The organism is Aquabacterium sp. (assembly GCF_041915145.1).
Classification (GTDB): Bacteria; Pseudomonadota; Gammaproteobacteria; order Burkholderiales; family Burkholderiaceae_C; genus Aquabacterium.
Genome location: NZ_JAYSBZ010000075.1, coordinates 1 through 13,827, shown reverse-complemented (window position 1 = coordinate 13,827; position 13,827 = coordinate 1). Strand labels below are relative to the sequence as shown.

At 69.0% G+C, this 13,827-nt stretch carries 11 protein-coding genes; 3 read left to right on the top strand and 8 right to left on the bottom strand.

The window, feature by feature from the left end:
* The 3 genes from lptC to ACE3SS_RS12710 all read right to left on the bottom strand — a co-directional run.
* The coding region (gene lptC, locus ACE3SS_RS12720; protein WP_374594487.1) for an LPS export ABC transporter periplasmic protein LptC at positions 1-487 on the bottom strand (487 nt) is incomplete at its 3' end.
* Positions 488-497: 10 nt separating this feature from the next.
* Positions 498-1,088: a KdsC family phosphatase gene (locus ACE3SS_RS12715; RefSeq protein WP_374594485.1), complete on the bottom strand. Its 591-nt coding sequence runs from the start codon at positions 1,086-1,088 to the stop codon at positions 498-500.
* A gap of 1 nt (position 1,089) precedes the next feature.
* Positions 1,090-2,109 (bottom strand): SIS domain-containing protein, encoded by a 1,020-nt coding sequence (locus tag ACE3SS_RS12710; RefSeq protein WP_374594483.1) that lies wholly within the window; start codon positions 2,107-2,109, stop codon positions 1,090-1,092.
* A 111-nt stretch (positions 2,110-2,220) separates the two neighbouring features.
* Here ACE3SS_RS12710 and ACE3SS_RS12705 point away from each other — a divergent pair, with 111 nt between their 5' ends.
* Together ACE3SS_RS12705 and ACE3SS_RS12700 are read left to right on the top strand one after the other, a co-directional pair.
* Positions 2,221-4,233 (top strand): cation:proton antiporter, encoded by a 2,013-nt coding sequence (locus ACE3SS_RS12705; RefSeq protein WP_374594481.1) that lies wholly within the window; start codon positions 2,221-2,223, stop codon positions 4,231-4,233.
* Positions 4,234-4,382: 149 nt separating this feature from the next.
* Positions 4,383-8,165: a response regulator gene (locus ACE3SS_RS12700; protein WP_374594479.1), complete on the top strand. Its 3,783-nt coding sequence runs from the start codon at positions 4,383-4,385 to the stop codon at positions 8,163-8,165.
* A 49-nt stretch (positions 8,166-8,214) separates the two neighbouring features.
* Here ACE3SS_RS12700 and ACE3SS_RS12695 read toward each other — a convergent pair whose 3' ends face one another.
* Together ACE3SS_RS12695 and mnmE are read right to left on the bottom strand one after the other, a co-directional pair.
* Complete coding sequence (locus ACE3SS_RS12695; protein ID WP_374594477.1) at positions 8,215-8,682, bottom strand: cyclic nucleotide-binding domain-containing protein; 468 nt, start codon at positions 8,680-8,682, stop codon at positions 8,215-8,217.
* 214 nt (positions 8,683-8,896) lie between these two features.
* Complete coding sequence (gene mnmE / locus ACE3SS_RS12690; protein ID WP_374594475.1) at positions 8,897-10,312, bottom strand: tRNA uridine-5-carboxymethylaminomethyl(34) synthesis GTPase MnmE; 1,416 nt, start codon at positions 10,310-10,312, stop codon at positions 8,897-8,899.
* 128 nt (positions 10,313-10,440) lie between these two features.
* On the opposite strand from mnmE, the gene ACE3SS_RS12685 reads away from it, so the two are divergent.
* Positions 10,441-11,340: a UDP-2,3-diacylglucosamine diphosphatase gene (locus ACE3SS_RS12685; protein ID WP_374594473.1), complete on the top strand. Its 900-nt coding sequence runs from the start codon at positions 10,441-10,443 to the stop codon at positions 11,338-11,340.
* Positions 11,341-11,433: 93 nt separating this feature from the next.
* Here ACE3SS_RS12685 and yidC read toward each other — a convergent pair whose 3' ends face one another.
* The 3 genes from yidC to ACE3SS_RS12670 all read right to left on the bottom strand — a co-directional run.
* Positions 11,434-13,131: a membrane protein insertase YidC gene (gene yidC / locus ACE3SS_RS12680; RefSeq protein WP_374594471.1), complete on the bottom strand. Its 1,698-nt coding sequence runs from the start codon at positions 13,129-13,131 to the stop codon at positions 11,434-11,436.
* Positions 13,128-13,451 carry a membrane protein insertion efficiency factor YidD gene (yidD, locus tag ACE3SS_RS12675; RefSeq protein WP_374594469.1) on the bottom strand — a complete coding sequence of 108 codons (324 nt, stop codon included), beginning with the start codon at positions 13,449-13,451 and terminating at the stop codon, positions 13,128-13,130. The genes yidC and yidD overlap by 4 nt, the downstream gene beginning before the upstream one ends.
* A gap of 17 nt (positions 13,452-13,468) precedes the next feature.
* Positions 13,469-13,827: ribonuclease P protein component (locus ACE3SS_RS12670; protein WP_374594467.1), on the bottom strand; the 359-nt coding region annotated here is incomplete at its 5' end.

Genomic DNA, 13,827 nt, shown 5'->3' with positions numbered 1-13,827 from the left:
ACAGCGCCTCGCCGAGCAGCTCCATGCGGCCATCGGTGGCCTTGCGCGGAGCGGGCGCGCGGGCCGGATCGGCATCGTCCGGGTCGAGCGCGTCGCGCACCACATGGGCCTGGCCGAGCAATTGCAGCTCGGTGTTGTCGGCGTTCGATACCCCCCGCTGCGCCGTGGCATGGATGCGGCGCCCGCTGGTGTCGGTGCCGCGGGCGCGCACGGCGTCGATCTCGACGGCGCCGTCGTCGGCGTAGTGCCGCATCGCGTCGCCCGTGACGACCGCGCGCTGCGCGCCATCCGTGCCGTAGCGCCGCGCCTCGAAGCGGCGCATTTCATAGTCGACCTCGTGTGCCGGCGCGGTGGCGCGGCGCGGCGCATCGGGCTGCGGCGTGTGGCGCACCAGCCACCAGGTGCCTGCCGCCAGCAAGGCCATCAGCACGATGGGCAGCGAGCCCGACAGGCCGTCACGCCAGGTGAATTTCGTGAACGCAGCCATGGTGCGCGGGTCAGGCGCCGACCGGGCGCGCGGCGGCGTCCAGCGTGGCCAGCGAACCGCCGGTGAGCAAGTCGGCGTAGCGCCCCGCCGCGATCAGCAGCAGGTCGCAGAACTCGCGCGCCGCGCCCAGCCCGCCGGGCAAGGCGGTCACGTAGTCGGCCAGCGCCCGCACCTCGACGTGCGCCTGCGCCGGCGCCGCGACGAAGCGGGCGCGCAGCATCAGGGGCAGATCGGGCCAGTCGTCGCCGATCACCGCGAGCTCGTCCCAACCCACTTGCAAGTTGGACAACAACTGCTCGGCGGCGGCCACCTTGTCGTGCGCGCCGAAGGCGGCGTGCTGCAGGCCGAGATCGGCCAGGCGGCGGCGCACGGCGGGCGAGTCGCGCCCGGTGATGACCAGCGGCGTGATGCCCGCCTGCGCCAGCAGCTTGAGTCCGTGGCCGTCGAGCACATTGAAGGTCTTGAGCGTTTCGCCGGCCTCGCTGATGTAGAGCCGACCGTCGGTGAGCACGCCATCGACGTCGAAGATCGCGGCGCGGATGCCCTGCGCCTTGAGCAGCAGCTCGGGGGCGAACGTGAGGGTGGGACGAAGCTCGCGCATCTCAGATCACCTTGGCACGCATCAGGTCGTTGGCGCTGAGCGCGCCGACCAGGCGGCCTTGCGCATCGACCACCAGCAGGCAGTTGTTGATGCGGTGCGCCTCCATCAGCGCGGCGGCCTCGGCGGCCAGCACGGTATCGGGCACGGTGCGCGGTGAGCGGGTCATGACCTGCTCGGCGGTGAGCGCGCGCAGGTCCTGCCCGCGCTCGATCAGGCGTCGCAGGTCGCCGTCAGTGAAGATGCCGAGCAACTGGTCGTCGTCGGCCACCACGGCCGCGGCGCCCAGGCCCTTGGCGCTCATCTCGCGCATCAGGTCGGTGAACGACGTGGCCGGCGCCACGCGGGGCACGGCCTCGCCCGAGCGCATCACGTCGCGCACGTGTGTGAGCAGCTTGCGGCCCAGCGAGCCGCCGGGGTGCGAGCGGGCGAAGTCGTCTTCGCGAAAGCCGCGCGCGTCGAGCAGGGCCACGGCCAGCGCGTCGCCCAGCGCGAGTTGCGCGGTGGTGCTGGCGGTGGGCGCGAGGTTGAGCGGGCAGGCTTCTTGATCGACGGCGCTGTCGAGCACGTGGTCGGCATGCTGCGCGAGCGTCGAGCCGGCCCGGCCGGTGATGGCGATGAGCCGCACGCCCTGGCGCTTGAGCACCGGCAGCAGCGTGACGAGCTCGTCGCTCTCGCCCGAGTTGGAGATGGCCAGCACCACGTCGTGCGGGGCGATCATGCCCAGGTCGCCGTGGCTGGCTTCGGCCGGGTGCACGAAGAAGGCCGGCGTGCCGGTGGACGCCAGCGTGGCCGCGATCTTGCGCCCCACGTGGCCGCTCTTGCCCATGCCCATCACGACCACGCGGCCGGTGCAGGCCAGCACGGCGCGCACGGCGGCCACGAAGCCGGCGCCCTGGCGCTCGCGCAACGCGAGCAGGGCCTGGGCCTCGATGTCGAGCGTGCGCCGCGCGAGATCGAGCAGGCGGGCGTCGTCGAGGGCGGAAAGAGGCGGCGGGGTGGCGGGCGCCGAGGGGGTGGTCAAAGTGGTGCGTCCTTGATCTGTCAGCCGGCGCGCTCGAAAGGCGGGTGCCGGGTACGATGATGGAACATCGATTGTAGAGATCGCGCTCCGCGCGCGCCCATCACCGCCCACATGGCCACCACGTTCGACCTCGCCCTGCTCTACCTCATCGCCGCCGTGCTCGGCGTGGTGGTGTGCCGCAGCCTCAAGCTGCCGCCGATGCTGGGCTACCTCGCCGTGGGCATGGCCATCGGGCCGAACGCGCTGGCGCTGGCCAAGGACTCGGCGGGCATCCAGTACCTGGCCGAATTCGGCGTGGTGTTCCTGATGTTCGTGATCGGGCTCGAGTTCAGCCTGCCCAAGCTCAAGAGCATGCGTACGCTGGTGTTCGGGCTGGGTTCGTCGCAGGTGATCCTGACGATGCTGGGCGCGCTGGCGTGCAACTCGCTGCTGTCGCTGGTCTTCGCCTGGACGGGCCACCGCTGGGGCGTGGGCTGGCAGAGCGCGCTGGCGCTGGGCGGCGCGCTGGCCATGAGCAGCACGGCCATCGTCGTCAAGCTGATGAGCGAGCGGCTGGAGCTGGAGAGCGAGCACGGCCGCCGCGTGCTGGGCGTGCTGCTGTTTCAAGACCTGGCGGTGGTGCCGCTGCTGGTGCTGATCCCAGCGCTGGGCGACTCGGCCGACGGAGACGCCTCGCTGGCCTGGCTGCGCACGCTGGCCATCGCCGGCTTCAAGGGCTTCGTGATCGTCGCCCTGCTGGTGACCATCGGCCCGCGCCTGATGCGCAAGTGGCTCACCGTGGTGGCGCGGCGCAAGAGCGAAGAGCTGTTCATGCTCAACCTGCTGCTGATGACGCTGGGCCTGGCCTGGCTGACCGAGCACGCCGGGCTGTCGCTGGCGCTGGGCGCCTTCCTGGCCGGCATGCTGATCGCCGAGACCGAATTCCAGCACCAGGTGGAGGTGGACATCCGGCCGTTTCAAGACGTGCTGCTGGGCCTGTTCTTCATCACCATCGGCATGAAGCTCAACTGGCGCAGCGTGCTCGACCACTGGCAGCTGGTGCTGGCGCTCACCACCGTGCCGGTGCTGTTCAAGGCCGGGCTGGTGTCGGTGCTGGCCAAGGTGTTCGGCGCGCCCACCGGCGTGGCGCTGCGCACCGGGCTGTATCTGGCGCAGGCCGGCGAGTTCGGCTTCGTGCTGCTCAAGCTGGCGCAAGAAAGCAACCTGATGCCGCCGCACATGAGCAGCCCCATCCTGACGGCGATGATCCTGTCGATGCTGGCCACGCCGCTCATCATCCAGTACAGCAACCGCATCGTGCTCAAGCTGTCGAGCAACGACTGGCTGCTGCAGTCGGTGGCCATGACGACCATCGCCAAGCGCAGCATCAACACCGAGTCGCACGTGATCATCTGCGGCTACGGGCGCAGCGGGCAGAACCTCGCGCGGCTGCTCGAAGGCGAGCGCATCCCCTACATCGCGCTCGATCTCGACCCCGACCGCGTGCGCCAGGCCACCGCCGCCGGGCAGTCGGTGGTGTTCGGCGACGCCGCCCGGCTGCAAAGCCTGCAGGCCGCCGGCCTGAGCCGCGCGGCGGCGGTGGTGGTGACCTACCACGACACGCCCTCGGCGCTGCGCATCCTGCAGATCGTGCGCCAGCACGCCTCCAAGCTGCCGGTGGTGGTTCGCACCATGGACGACGCCGACCTCGAAAAGCTGCAGGCCGCCGGTGCCACCGAGGTGGTGCCCGAGGCCATCGAGGGCTCGCTGATGCTGGCCTCGCAGGCGCTGGCGCTGCTGGGCGTGCCCATCAAGCGCGTGATCCGGCTCGTGCAGGCGCAGCGTCTGGCGCGCTACGGCCTGCTGCGCGGCTACTTTCACGGCGCCGACGACGACGGGCTCGACGACATGCAGCTCGTGCGCCTCAAGAGCCTGCCGCTGACCAACGACTCGGCCTGCGTCGGCCAGACGCTGGAGCAGCTCGAGCCGCTGATGGACGGCGTCAGCGCCGTCTCGCTGCGGCGCGCCAACGGCGCCGTGGTCGCGCCGCAAGACCATCTGGTGCTGCAGTCCGGCGACACCCTGGTGCTGTCCGGCCGCCCCGAGCACCTGGCCCGCGCCGAGCACCTGTTGCTGCAAGGCTGACCGCTCGGTCGCCCGCGCCGATCGGGAACCGCCCCAGCTGGCCGTCGGGCCCCAGACAAGGCAAACTGCACCAAAAACCGGCGCCCCGTGCCCTCCATCTCCCGAGCGCACCCGTGCGGTGAACCCAACAAATCAGGAGAGCACGCTTTATGGAGGCGACGACCCTCTACCCCGATACCGCCTCCGCCCCGCGCCGCACCAGCCTGATCGGCGCCCTCGTGGTCTGGACGCTGGTGGTGGTGATCGGCGCCGCCTGGCTGCTGACCCAGCAGATCGACAGCCACCGCGCCGAGCTGCTGCGCGCCAGCCAGACCCGGCTCGACAGCGTGGCCGACACGCTCAACATCTCGCTGCAGCAGCTCGAAGCCCTGTCGCGAGCGTTGGCGCGCCAGACGTCGATCGCGCAATTCCTGCAGGCCGTCGAGGTGCCGAACTCGGCCACCCTGACCGACGCCGAGCGGCACGACACCCAGGCCGCGCTGGCCAAGCACCCCAAGGTGATCGACATGTCGGCGCTGTTGCGCCAGACCTCGGCCGACCTGCGCGTCAACGACATCTTCCTGCTCGACCGCTTCGGCACCGCCGTGGCCGACAGCCGCATCGATCGACCCGTCAACGTGCTGGGCACCAACTTCAAGACGCGGCGCTACTTCGTCGAATCGCTCGAAACCGGCAGCGGCTCGCAATTCGCCGTCGGGCGCATCACGCTCATTCCCGGCTTCTACTTCGCCGCCCAGATCGGCGACGCCAACCATCTGCTGGGTGTGCTGGGCGTCAAGCAAAGCCCGGAAGCCTTCGCGCCCCTGCTGGCCGACCCCTCCCGTCGCCTGCTCGTCACCGACGCGCAAGGCGTGATCCTGATGAGCCCGGACGGCGCCAACCTGCTCGACCGCACGCCCCTGCAAGGGCCCATGACCATGAGCCCCGAGCTGGCCAGGCGCCTGTACATGCGGACCTTGCAGGAGCTGCCCTGGAAGATCGCCCCGGTGCAGGTGCAGGGGCAGAACATCATGCAGGTCACCATCGACGGCCGCGCCTACCTCGCGCTCAGCAAGCCTCTGCGCCACGGCGACCTCGCCGCCTGGGTGCTGACCCCCCTGAGCGGCGAAAGCGCCGCCGTCGCCGGGCCGCTGCTGGCGGCCGTGCTGGTGCTCGTGATGGGCTACTGGCTGATCGCCACCCTGAGCCAGCGCACGCGCCGCGAGGCCTCCCTTGCCAAGGTGCAGGGCGAGTTGCGCAACATGGCGCACGCGCTGCCGTTGGTGGTGTTTCGCTACCAGCAGCCGATCCACGGCGCGGGCTACTTCAGCTTCATCGGCCAAGGCCTCAAGGCCGTGCTCGGCGTGGAGCCCGAGACCCTGCAAGAAAACCCCGCCCTGCCCTGGAGTCTGGCGCGGCAGAACCCGCCCGCGCCCCCCATCCGCCCCATCGAATTCGCCGTCGAGGTGAACCGGCAGACGCGCTGGGTGCGCTGCGACAGCACGCCCAGCCAGCAAGAAGACGGCAGCGTCACCTACAACGGCTATTGGCTCGACCTGACCGAGCAGAAATACGCCCAGGCGCGCTTCGAGGCCGTCTTCCTGCACGCGCCGCTGGCCTTCATCTACTTCGATCAAGACCTGCGCGTCACGCGCGCCAACGCCGCCGCGCTGGCGATGTTCGGCGTCCACCACGAGCAGTCCCTCATCGGCATGCGCCCCGACCGGCCGCCCATGAGCCCGCCGATCGCGCCCGACGACCACGCCCAGCAAGAGCGCCTGGCCAGCATCCTGCAGCGCATCCAGCAAAAAGAAGTGATCAGCTTCGAGTGGCAGCACTCGCGCGTCAACGGCGAGGTGTTCGACGCCGAGGTGATCGCCATCCCGCTCGAGGAAAACGCCAACCACCTGGTCTGCGCGATCATCTCCGACGTCACCCAGCGCAAGCGCGCCGCAGCCGTCATGCAAGAGGCCCGGCTCGCCGCCGAGGCCTCCACGCGCGCCAAGTCGGCCTTCCTGGCCAACATGAGCCACGAGATCCGCACCCCGATGAACGCCGTGATCGGCATGACCCACCTGGCGCTCGAAGACAACCTGCCGCCCAAGCCGCGCGACTACGTCGAAAAGGCCCACGGCGCCGCCAAGAACCTGCTGCAGATCCTCAACGACATCCTCGACATGTCCAAGATCGAGGCCGGTCACCTCGAACTCGAACACGTGCCCTTCGCGCTCGAAACCGTGGTCGAGCAGATGACCGACATGCTCGGCCTGCAGGCCGAGAAAAAGGGCCTCGAACTGCTCTTCACCGCGTCGCGCGATCTGCCCAGCCACCTCGTGGGCGACCCCACGCGGCTGCGTCAGGTGCTGGTCAACCTGGGCTCCAACGCCATCAAGTTCACCGAGCAGGGCAACGTCACCATCGGCCTCGAGGTGCAGAGTGTGGACACCGACGACTACACCTTGCACGGCTGGGTGCGCGACACCGGCGTCGGCCTCAGCGCCGAGCAGCAAGCGCGGCTCTTCCAGCCCTTCACGCAGGCCGACAACTCCACCACCCGACGCTTCGGTGGCACCGGGCTGGGCCTGACCATCGCGCGCCAGCTCGTCGAGCACATGGGCGGGCGGCTGTGGGTCGAGAGCGAACCGGGGCGCGGCTCGACCTTCCACTTCACCGCCCGGCTCGGGCGAGCGCCGGGCGGCACCACCAGCCGCGCGCCGCTCAGCAGCGAGTGGCAAGACCGCCGCGTGCTGCTGGTGGACGACAACGCCGCCGCCCGCGAGGTGCTCGGCAACATGGTGCGCGGCCTGGGCCTGCAGATCGACACGGTGGACAGCGGCGCGCGCGCGCTCGAGCGCATCGCCGAAACCCCGCACCCCTACGACTGGATCCTGATGGACTGGAAGATGCCCGGCATGGACGGCGTGGCCTGCGCCCGCGCCATCGTCGAGCGCTTCCCCGACGCCGAGCACTGCATCCTGCTCGTCACCGCCTTCGGCCGCGCCGAAGCCCTGCGCGCCGCGCACGACGTGCCGCTGGCCGGCGTGCTCACCAAGCCCGTCACCCCCTCGGCCCTGCTCGACACCTTCAGCACCACGCTGGGCCAGACCAGCCCCGCCCCGCTGATCGCCACGCCCAGCGGCTCCGCCCAGATGAGCGACGCGCGCCGGCAACTGGCCGGCGCCCGCGTGCTGCTCGTCGAAGACCAGCCGCTCAACCAGGAGCTCGCCATCGAGCTGCTGCACCGCGCCGGCGTACGCACCGTGCTGGCCCAGCACGGCGAAGAAGCCCTGCGCCTGCTCGACAGCCAAGGCCCGTTCGACGGCGTGCTGATGGACTGCCAGATGCCCGTGATGGACGGCTACACCGCCGCCGCGCGCATCCGCGGCAAGCCCGCCTGGAAGGATCTGCCCATCATCGCCATGACCGCCAGCGCCCTGGCCAGCGACCGCGAGCACGCGCTGTCCAGCGGCATGAACGACCACATCGCCAAGCCGCTCGACGTCGAGCGCATGTTCGACACCATGGCCCGCTGGATCCACCCCGCCCAGCCGGCGGCGCAAGCCCTGTCCGCGCCCGAACCAGGCGACCACGACCTGCCAGCCCGCCTGCAGCACATCGATATCGTCGATGGTCTGACCCGCTGCATGAACAACGCCGGCCTGTTCAAGCGCCTGCTCAAGGGCTTCATGACCAGCCAAGCGTCGTTCGCCGAACATTTTGAAGCGGCCTGGCACGCGGGCCGGCTCGACGAGGCCCTGCATCTCGCGCACGATCTCAAGGGCCTGGCCGGCAACCTCAGCGCGCACCAGCTGCACGACTGCGCGGCCACGCTGCAAAGCGCCTGCGAAGCCCGCGACGCGGCCCGCATCGAAGCCGCCTTGTCGGCCACGCGCACGGCGCTGCGCGACCTGCTCGACGAGCTGGCCGGCGTGCCGGCGCTGCACCAGGGCTGAACGCCGCGCGGCGTCAGAAAAGACGCTGGCGAGTGCAGGCCCGGCCGGCTCAGGCCGTCGGCGTCTGGCGCACCGCGTTGGCGCGCATGCGAATGGCCATCACGGCGCCAGCGGCGCGACACACCTCGAGCGCCACGGCCGGCACGCGGGCGGCCAGCTCTTCAAAGCGCGGCAGGCGCAACGCCCACACCACGCAGGGTGTCATGGCCTCGACGTTGGCCATGCGCGGGCCGTCGGCAAACAGCCCCGGCTCGCCGCAGATCGACCCGGCTCGCAGGATGGCGATGCGCCCCGCGCCCGGCGCGCCCCCGCTCACGAAAGCCTGCAGCGAACCCTGCGCCAGAAAGTACACCGTGCGATCGCGATCGCCCTGCTTGACCAGCAGGTCACCGGCGCGCATCTCATGCGGTGTCAGGTAAGCCCCCAGCGTGCGCCACTGCTGAGCATCCAGCCGGGGCCGGAATGCGTCTTCGGCGTTGAGCGTCTGGATCGCCTGCACCAGATTGTTGAAATCCATTGTCCTGCCTCTCCTTACCGCCTGACCTCGGTCATCCGGGCTGGCTGTGAGTCCCTTGCGGAGGACCCGGCCCGGCACCTGCAACCGAAGCACATCTGCAAACGCATTATCCCGACGCGACCCGTCCCGCTCAATGGTCGGCGCCGGGGCATCAACCCTGATATTGCCTGTACGAAAGCGGGACGGTCGCGCCCGGCAACGATTTCGGCAGACTTTACTTTCCGATGCAAAACCGCGTGAAGATCTCGCCCAGCAGATCGTCGGGCGTGAAGTACCCGGTGATCGCCCCCAGCGCATCGTGCGCCAGGCGCAGCTCCTCGGCAAACAGGTCCAGCTGACGGTCGCCCTGCTCCGCCCAGTCTTGCGCCGTTTGCAGATGCTCGCGCGCCGCGCGCAAGGCCTGCACGTGGCGCTGCCGGGCGATGAACAAGCCCTCGGGCGCCGACTGCCAGCCCGCCAGCTCCAGCAGCGTCGCGCGCAGATCGGCCAGCCCGGTGCCGGTGCGGGCCGACAAGCTGACGCGGCGCCCGTCCACCGCCGGCAGCGTGCCGCCCGCCACGTCGGCCTTGTTGAACACGTGCACCAGCGCCCGCTGCGGCGCATGCAACGCTTGCAGCCGGGCGCGGATCTCGCGGTCCGCCGCTTCGTAATCGGCCTGCCCCACGCGGGTCAGGTCGTGCAGAAACAGCACCGCGTCGGCGTGCTCGATGGCCTCCCAGCTGCGCGCCATGCCGATGCGCTCGACCTCGTCGCTCGCCTCGTCGGCCGCGCGCAGGCCAGCGGTATCGATGATGTGCAAGGGCACGCCCTCGATCTGGATCGTTTCGCGCACCTTGTCGCGCGTGGTGCCGGCAATCGGCGTGACGATGGCCAGCTCGGCCCCGGCCAGCGCATTGAGCAGCGAGCTCTTGCCCACGTTGGGCTGGCCGGCCAGCACCACGGTGATGCCCTCGCGCAGCAGCGCGCCTTGCCGCGCCTGGGCCAGCACGGCGTCGAGCGCGGCGGCCACGCGGGCCAGCCGGCCGCGCGCGTCGGCCTTGTCGAGAAAGTCGATTTCTTCTTCCGGGAAGTCCAGCGTCGCCTCGACCAGCATGCGCAGCTCGACGATGCGCTCGCGCAGCGTGTCGACCTCGCGCGAGAACGCGCCGCTGAGCGAACGACTGGCCGAGCGCGCCGCCGCCTCGGTGCTGGCGTCGATCAGGTCGGCAATCGCCTCGGCCTGGGCCAGGTCGATCTTGTCGTTCAAGAAGGCGCGCTGCGTGAACTCGCCCGGCTCGGCCAGACGCAAATGCTTCAAGCGCGGCTGCCCGCTGCCGTCCAGGCTCTGCGCCGCCTCCAGGCAGCGCGCCACCAGCAGTTGCAGCACCACCGGGCCGCCGTGGGCCTGCAGCTCCAGCACGTCCTCCCCGGTGAAACTGTGCGGCGCCGGAAAGTGCAGCGCCAGGCCGTGGTCGATGGGCTGGCCGGCAGCATCGAGAAACGGCAGGTAGACAGCCGACCGAGCCGGCAGCGCCCGCCCGCACAGCGCCTCGATCAGCGCGTCCAGCCCGCGCCCCGACACCCGCACGATGCCCACGGCGCCGCGCCCCGGGGCGGTGGCACTGGCGACGATGGGGTCGGTGCGGGGCATGGGGCTTGAGCTCATTCCCGCATTGTCCCCGCTCGGCACCCCCTCAAGCCCGGGCCGCTTGTCGGTCTGTCAAAGCCGCTTCACCGAACCGTCTCGAACGCGTCACATGCCACCCCGACCATGCTGCCATGCGTGCCGATCTCCAAGCTGGTCTGATGCGAGAGTTGTTGCAGGCTCCTGATGAGCCTCGGCAGCGCCATCCCGGTACGTTCGAAGGCGAGCGCGACGATGATGGCTCGATCCACGTCCGCACCGTCTGGATCTCGGACGTGCACCTCGGCACCCCCGGTTGCCAAGCCCACGCCCTGCTCGACTTTCTGAAGCACGTCGAGTGCGACACGCTCTATCTGGTGGGCGACATCATCGACGGCTGGCAGCTGCGCCGCTCGTGGTACTGGCCGCAAGCGCACAACGACGTCGTGCAAAAGCTGCTGCGCAAGGCGCGCAAGGGCACCCGCGTGATCTTCGTGCCCGGCAATCACGATGAGTTCGCCCGCAAGTATCTCGACCACACCTTCGGCGGCATCGAGGTCGCCGAGGAATGCCTGCACACCACCGCCGACGGCCGCGTGCTGTGGGTGACGCACGGCGATCTCTACGACGGTGTGATCCAGTGCGCCAAGTGGCTCGCCCACCTGGGCGACACGCTCTACGAATTCACGCTCAAGCTCAACCGCTGGTTCAACTCGGCGCGCGCCCGCGTGGGGCTACCGTACTGGTCCTTGTCCAAATACCTCAAGCTCAAGGTCAAGCGCGCCGTCAGCTACGTGGGCGATTTCGAGTCGGCCCTGGCTCGCGAGGCCCGCAAGCGCGGCGCCGACGGCGTGGTCTGCGGCCACATCCATCACGCCGAGATGCGCGACATCGACGGCGTGCTGTATTGCAACGACGGCGATTGGGTCGAGAGCCTCACGGCGCTGGTCGAGCACCCGAGCGGCGAGCTCGAAATCCACGACTGGGCCGCGCGCGGTTTGCGTCACGCCAAGCCCGGCGCCACGGTCGAGTCAGCCGAACCCGTGGCCGCCTGATACCCGCCAAACCTACCAACCGGTTCAGACAACAAAAAAGCCGCCGGGTTACCCCAGGCGGCTTTTGTTTGAGCGCGCTGAACTCGCGGCGCGTCAGTTCGTCACGCCGAGCTGCCGGTTGATCATCCACTGCTGGGCGATCGACAGCACGTTGTTGGTCAGCCAGTAGAGCACCAGGCCGGCCGGGAAGAAGAAGAACATCACGCTGAACAGCAGCGGCATGATCCACATCATCTTGGCCTGCACCGGGTCCGGCGGCGTCGGGTTGAGCCAGGTCTGCAGCAGGCTCGATGCCGTCATCAGGGCCGGCAGGACGAAGAACGGGTCCTTCACCGAGAGGTCGGTGATCCAGCCGATCCAGGGCGCGTTGCGGATCTCGACCGACGACGACAGCACCGAGTACAGCGCGATGAACACCGGGATCTGGATCACGATGGGCAGACAGCCGCCGATCGGGTTGACCTTCTCTTCGCGGTAGATACGCATCATCTCTTGCTGCATCTTCTGCGGGTCGCTCTTGAGGCGCTCGCGCATCTCCTGGATCTTCGGGTTGACGGCCTTCATCTTGGCCATCGAGCGATACGCGTTGGCGTTGAGCCAGTAGAAGGCCGCCTTGAGCAGCACCACCAGCGCGATGATGGCCCAGCCCCAGTTGCCCAGCATGCCGTGCAGCTTGTCGAGCAGCCAGAACAGCGGCGCGGCCATCACATGGGTCCAGCCGTAGTCCTTGGTGTATTCGAGGCCCGAGGCCAGCGCCTTGAGCTTGTTCTCTTCTTGCGGGCCCACGAACAGGGTCGCGTCGAAGGTCTTGGTCTGCCCCGCCGCGATTTCGCCCAGGTTGAACAGCATGCCGGTGGCATACAGGTTGGTGGCGATCTTCTTGCTGAAGAACTCGCGCGTCACCTTGTCGTTCTGCAGCCAGGCCGACGCGAAGTGGTGCTGCACCATCGCCACCCAGCCGTTGTCGTCGCTCTTCTCGAATTCGGCCTTGCCTTCGTCGAGATGCTTGAAGTCGACCTTCTGATACTTGCCCTTGGCATTGAACACGGCCATGCCGGTGTAGGCCTGCGGGCCGCCCATGAAGGCCGGGCCTTGCGCGGCTTGCGGCGCGCTGCTGTCGCGCTCGAGCTGCACGTAGAGGGTCGGGTTGATGGCCGCCGCCGAGGCGTTGACCACTTCCTGCTTCACGTCGATGGCGTAGTCGCCGCGCTTGAAGACGTAGGTCTTGACCAGCTTGACGCCATTGACCGGCTGCGAAGCCAGCTTCACTTCCAGTTGTGCGGCGCCATCGGCGAGCACACGGGCCGGCGTCTCGACGCTGAACGCCGTCGTGTGATTGGGCAGGCCCTGCCCGGCCACCTGGCCGATCAGGCCCGACTGCGCCACGTAGGTGTGGGTAGCGGTCTTGTCGAGCACCACCATGTGCCTGGCGGCGTCCTCCTGGTCCTGATGCTTGAGCAGCTCGACGCGCACGAGGCTGCCGCCGTCGGTATCGATGGTGGCCTTGACCACATCGGTGGTGATCGTCACCAGCTCGTGCGGAGCCACCACTGCGGCGCTGGCCGCGGCAGCCGGTGCTGCGGCAACTGGCGTCACGCCGGTCGATGCAGCGGGCACCGAGTTCGCCACCGCCGAAGCGCCCGGCGCGGCGCCCGACGCCGCCACCTCGGACGTTTGAGCCGGCATGCCGAACACCGTCGGGTGGCCGTTGTGCTTGTTCCAGGCATCCCACAGCATCATCAGCGAGACGGCGAACACCATCCACAACAGGGTGCGGCGCATATCAGTCATAGAGAAGACTCTTGTTGAGACGGCACGACCGCAGCGGCATCGCTGGGTTCTGTGCGAGTCTGGTTGGACAAGGAAGTGAACAGCCCCGGCAAGCGAGCCGGAACGGGATCATGCCCGCCGTCGCACCAGGGGTGACAGCGCAACAAGCGGCGAGCCGCCAGATAGCTGCCCCCGGTTGCGCCATGCTGCCGCAAGGCTTGCAGGGCGTATTGCGAACACGTCGGCTCGAAACGGCACGCCGAACCCACCCAGGGGCTGAAGAAGAATCGGTAGCCGCGTATCAGCGCGATCAGAGCGGACTGAACAGGGTGAAACGACATCGCTCGCCCAGCCGGTTTCATGGCTGCGCCCTGCACGCCTGAGCAAACAGCGTCAGCAACTCATGCCGAACCGCCTGCTTCAGGGCCAGTGACGCCGCGCTCGGAAACAGCTTGACATCGAATGGCGCACGCAGGCGCAGCACCCAGTCGCCGGCAGGCAACTCGGCGGCATATTGCCGACAAATGGCTCGAGCCTGACCCTTCATCAGCGTGCGCGTCACGGCACGCCGGGCCAAACGTTTGGGCAACACCAAACCCAGCCGCGCAGCACTCGGCTGAGCAGCGGCAGGTTCGTCCACAGGGTCAAGAGATGACATGCCCGATCCTGTTGACAACTCGGCAAGGAGCGTCTGGGGAATTCCCCTGTTCGGATGGG

Bases quoted from the DNA above. Each gene is read 5' to 3' on its own strand.
- ACE3SS_RS12715 (WP_374594485.1), bottom strand. From the start codon at position 1,088: ATGCGCGAGCTTCGTCCCACCCTCACGTTCGCCCCCGAGCTGCTGCTC.
- ACE3SS_RS12705 (WP_374594481.1), top strand. From the start codon at position 2,221: ATGGCCACCACGTTCGACCTCGCCCTGCTCTACCTCATCGCCGCCGTG.
- ACE3SS_RS12700 (WP_374594479.1), top strand. From the start codon at position 4,383: ATGGAGGCGACGACCCTCTACCCCGATACCGCCTCCGCCCCGCGCCGC.
- ACE3SS_RS12695 (WP_374594477.1), bottom strand. From the start codon at position 8,682: ATGGATTTCAACAATCTGGTGCAGGCGATCCAGACGCTCAACGCCGAA.
- mnmE (WP_374594475.1), bottom strand. From the start codon at position 10,312: ATGCCCCGCACCGACCCCATCGTCGCCAGTGCCACCGCCCCGGGGCGC.
- ACE3SS_RS12685 (WP_374594473.1), top strand. From the start codon at position 10,441: ATGCGTGCCGATCTCCAAGCTGGTCTGATGCGAGAGTTGTTGCAGGCT.
- yidC (WP_374594471.1), bottom strand. From the start codon at position 13,131: ATGACTGATATGCGCCGCACCCTGTTGTGGATGGTGTTCGCCGTCTCG.
- yidD (WP_374594469.1), bottom strand. From the start codon at position 13,451: ATGTCGTTTCACCCTGTTCAGTCCGCTCTGATCGCGCTGATACGCGGC.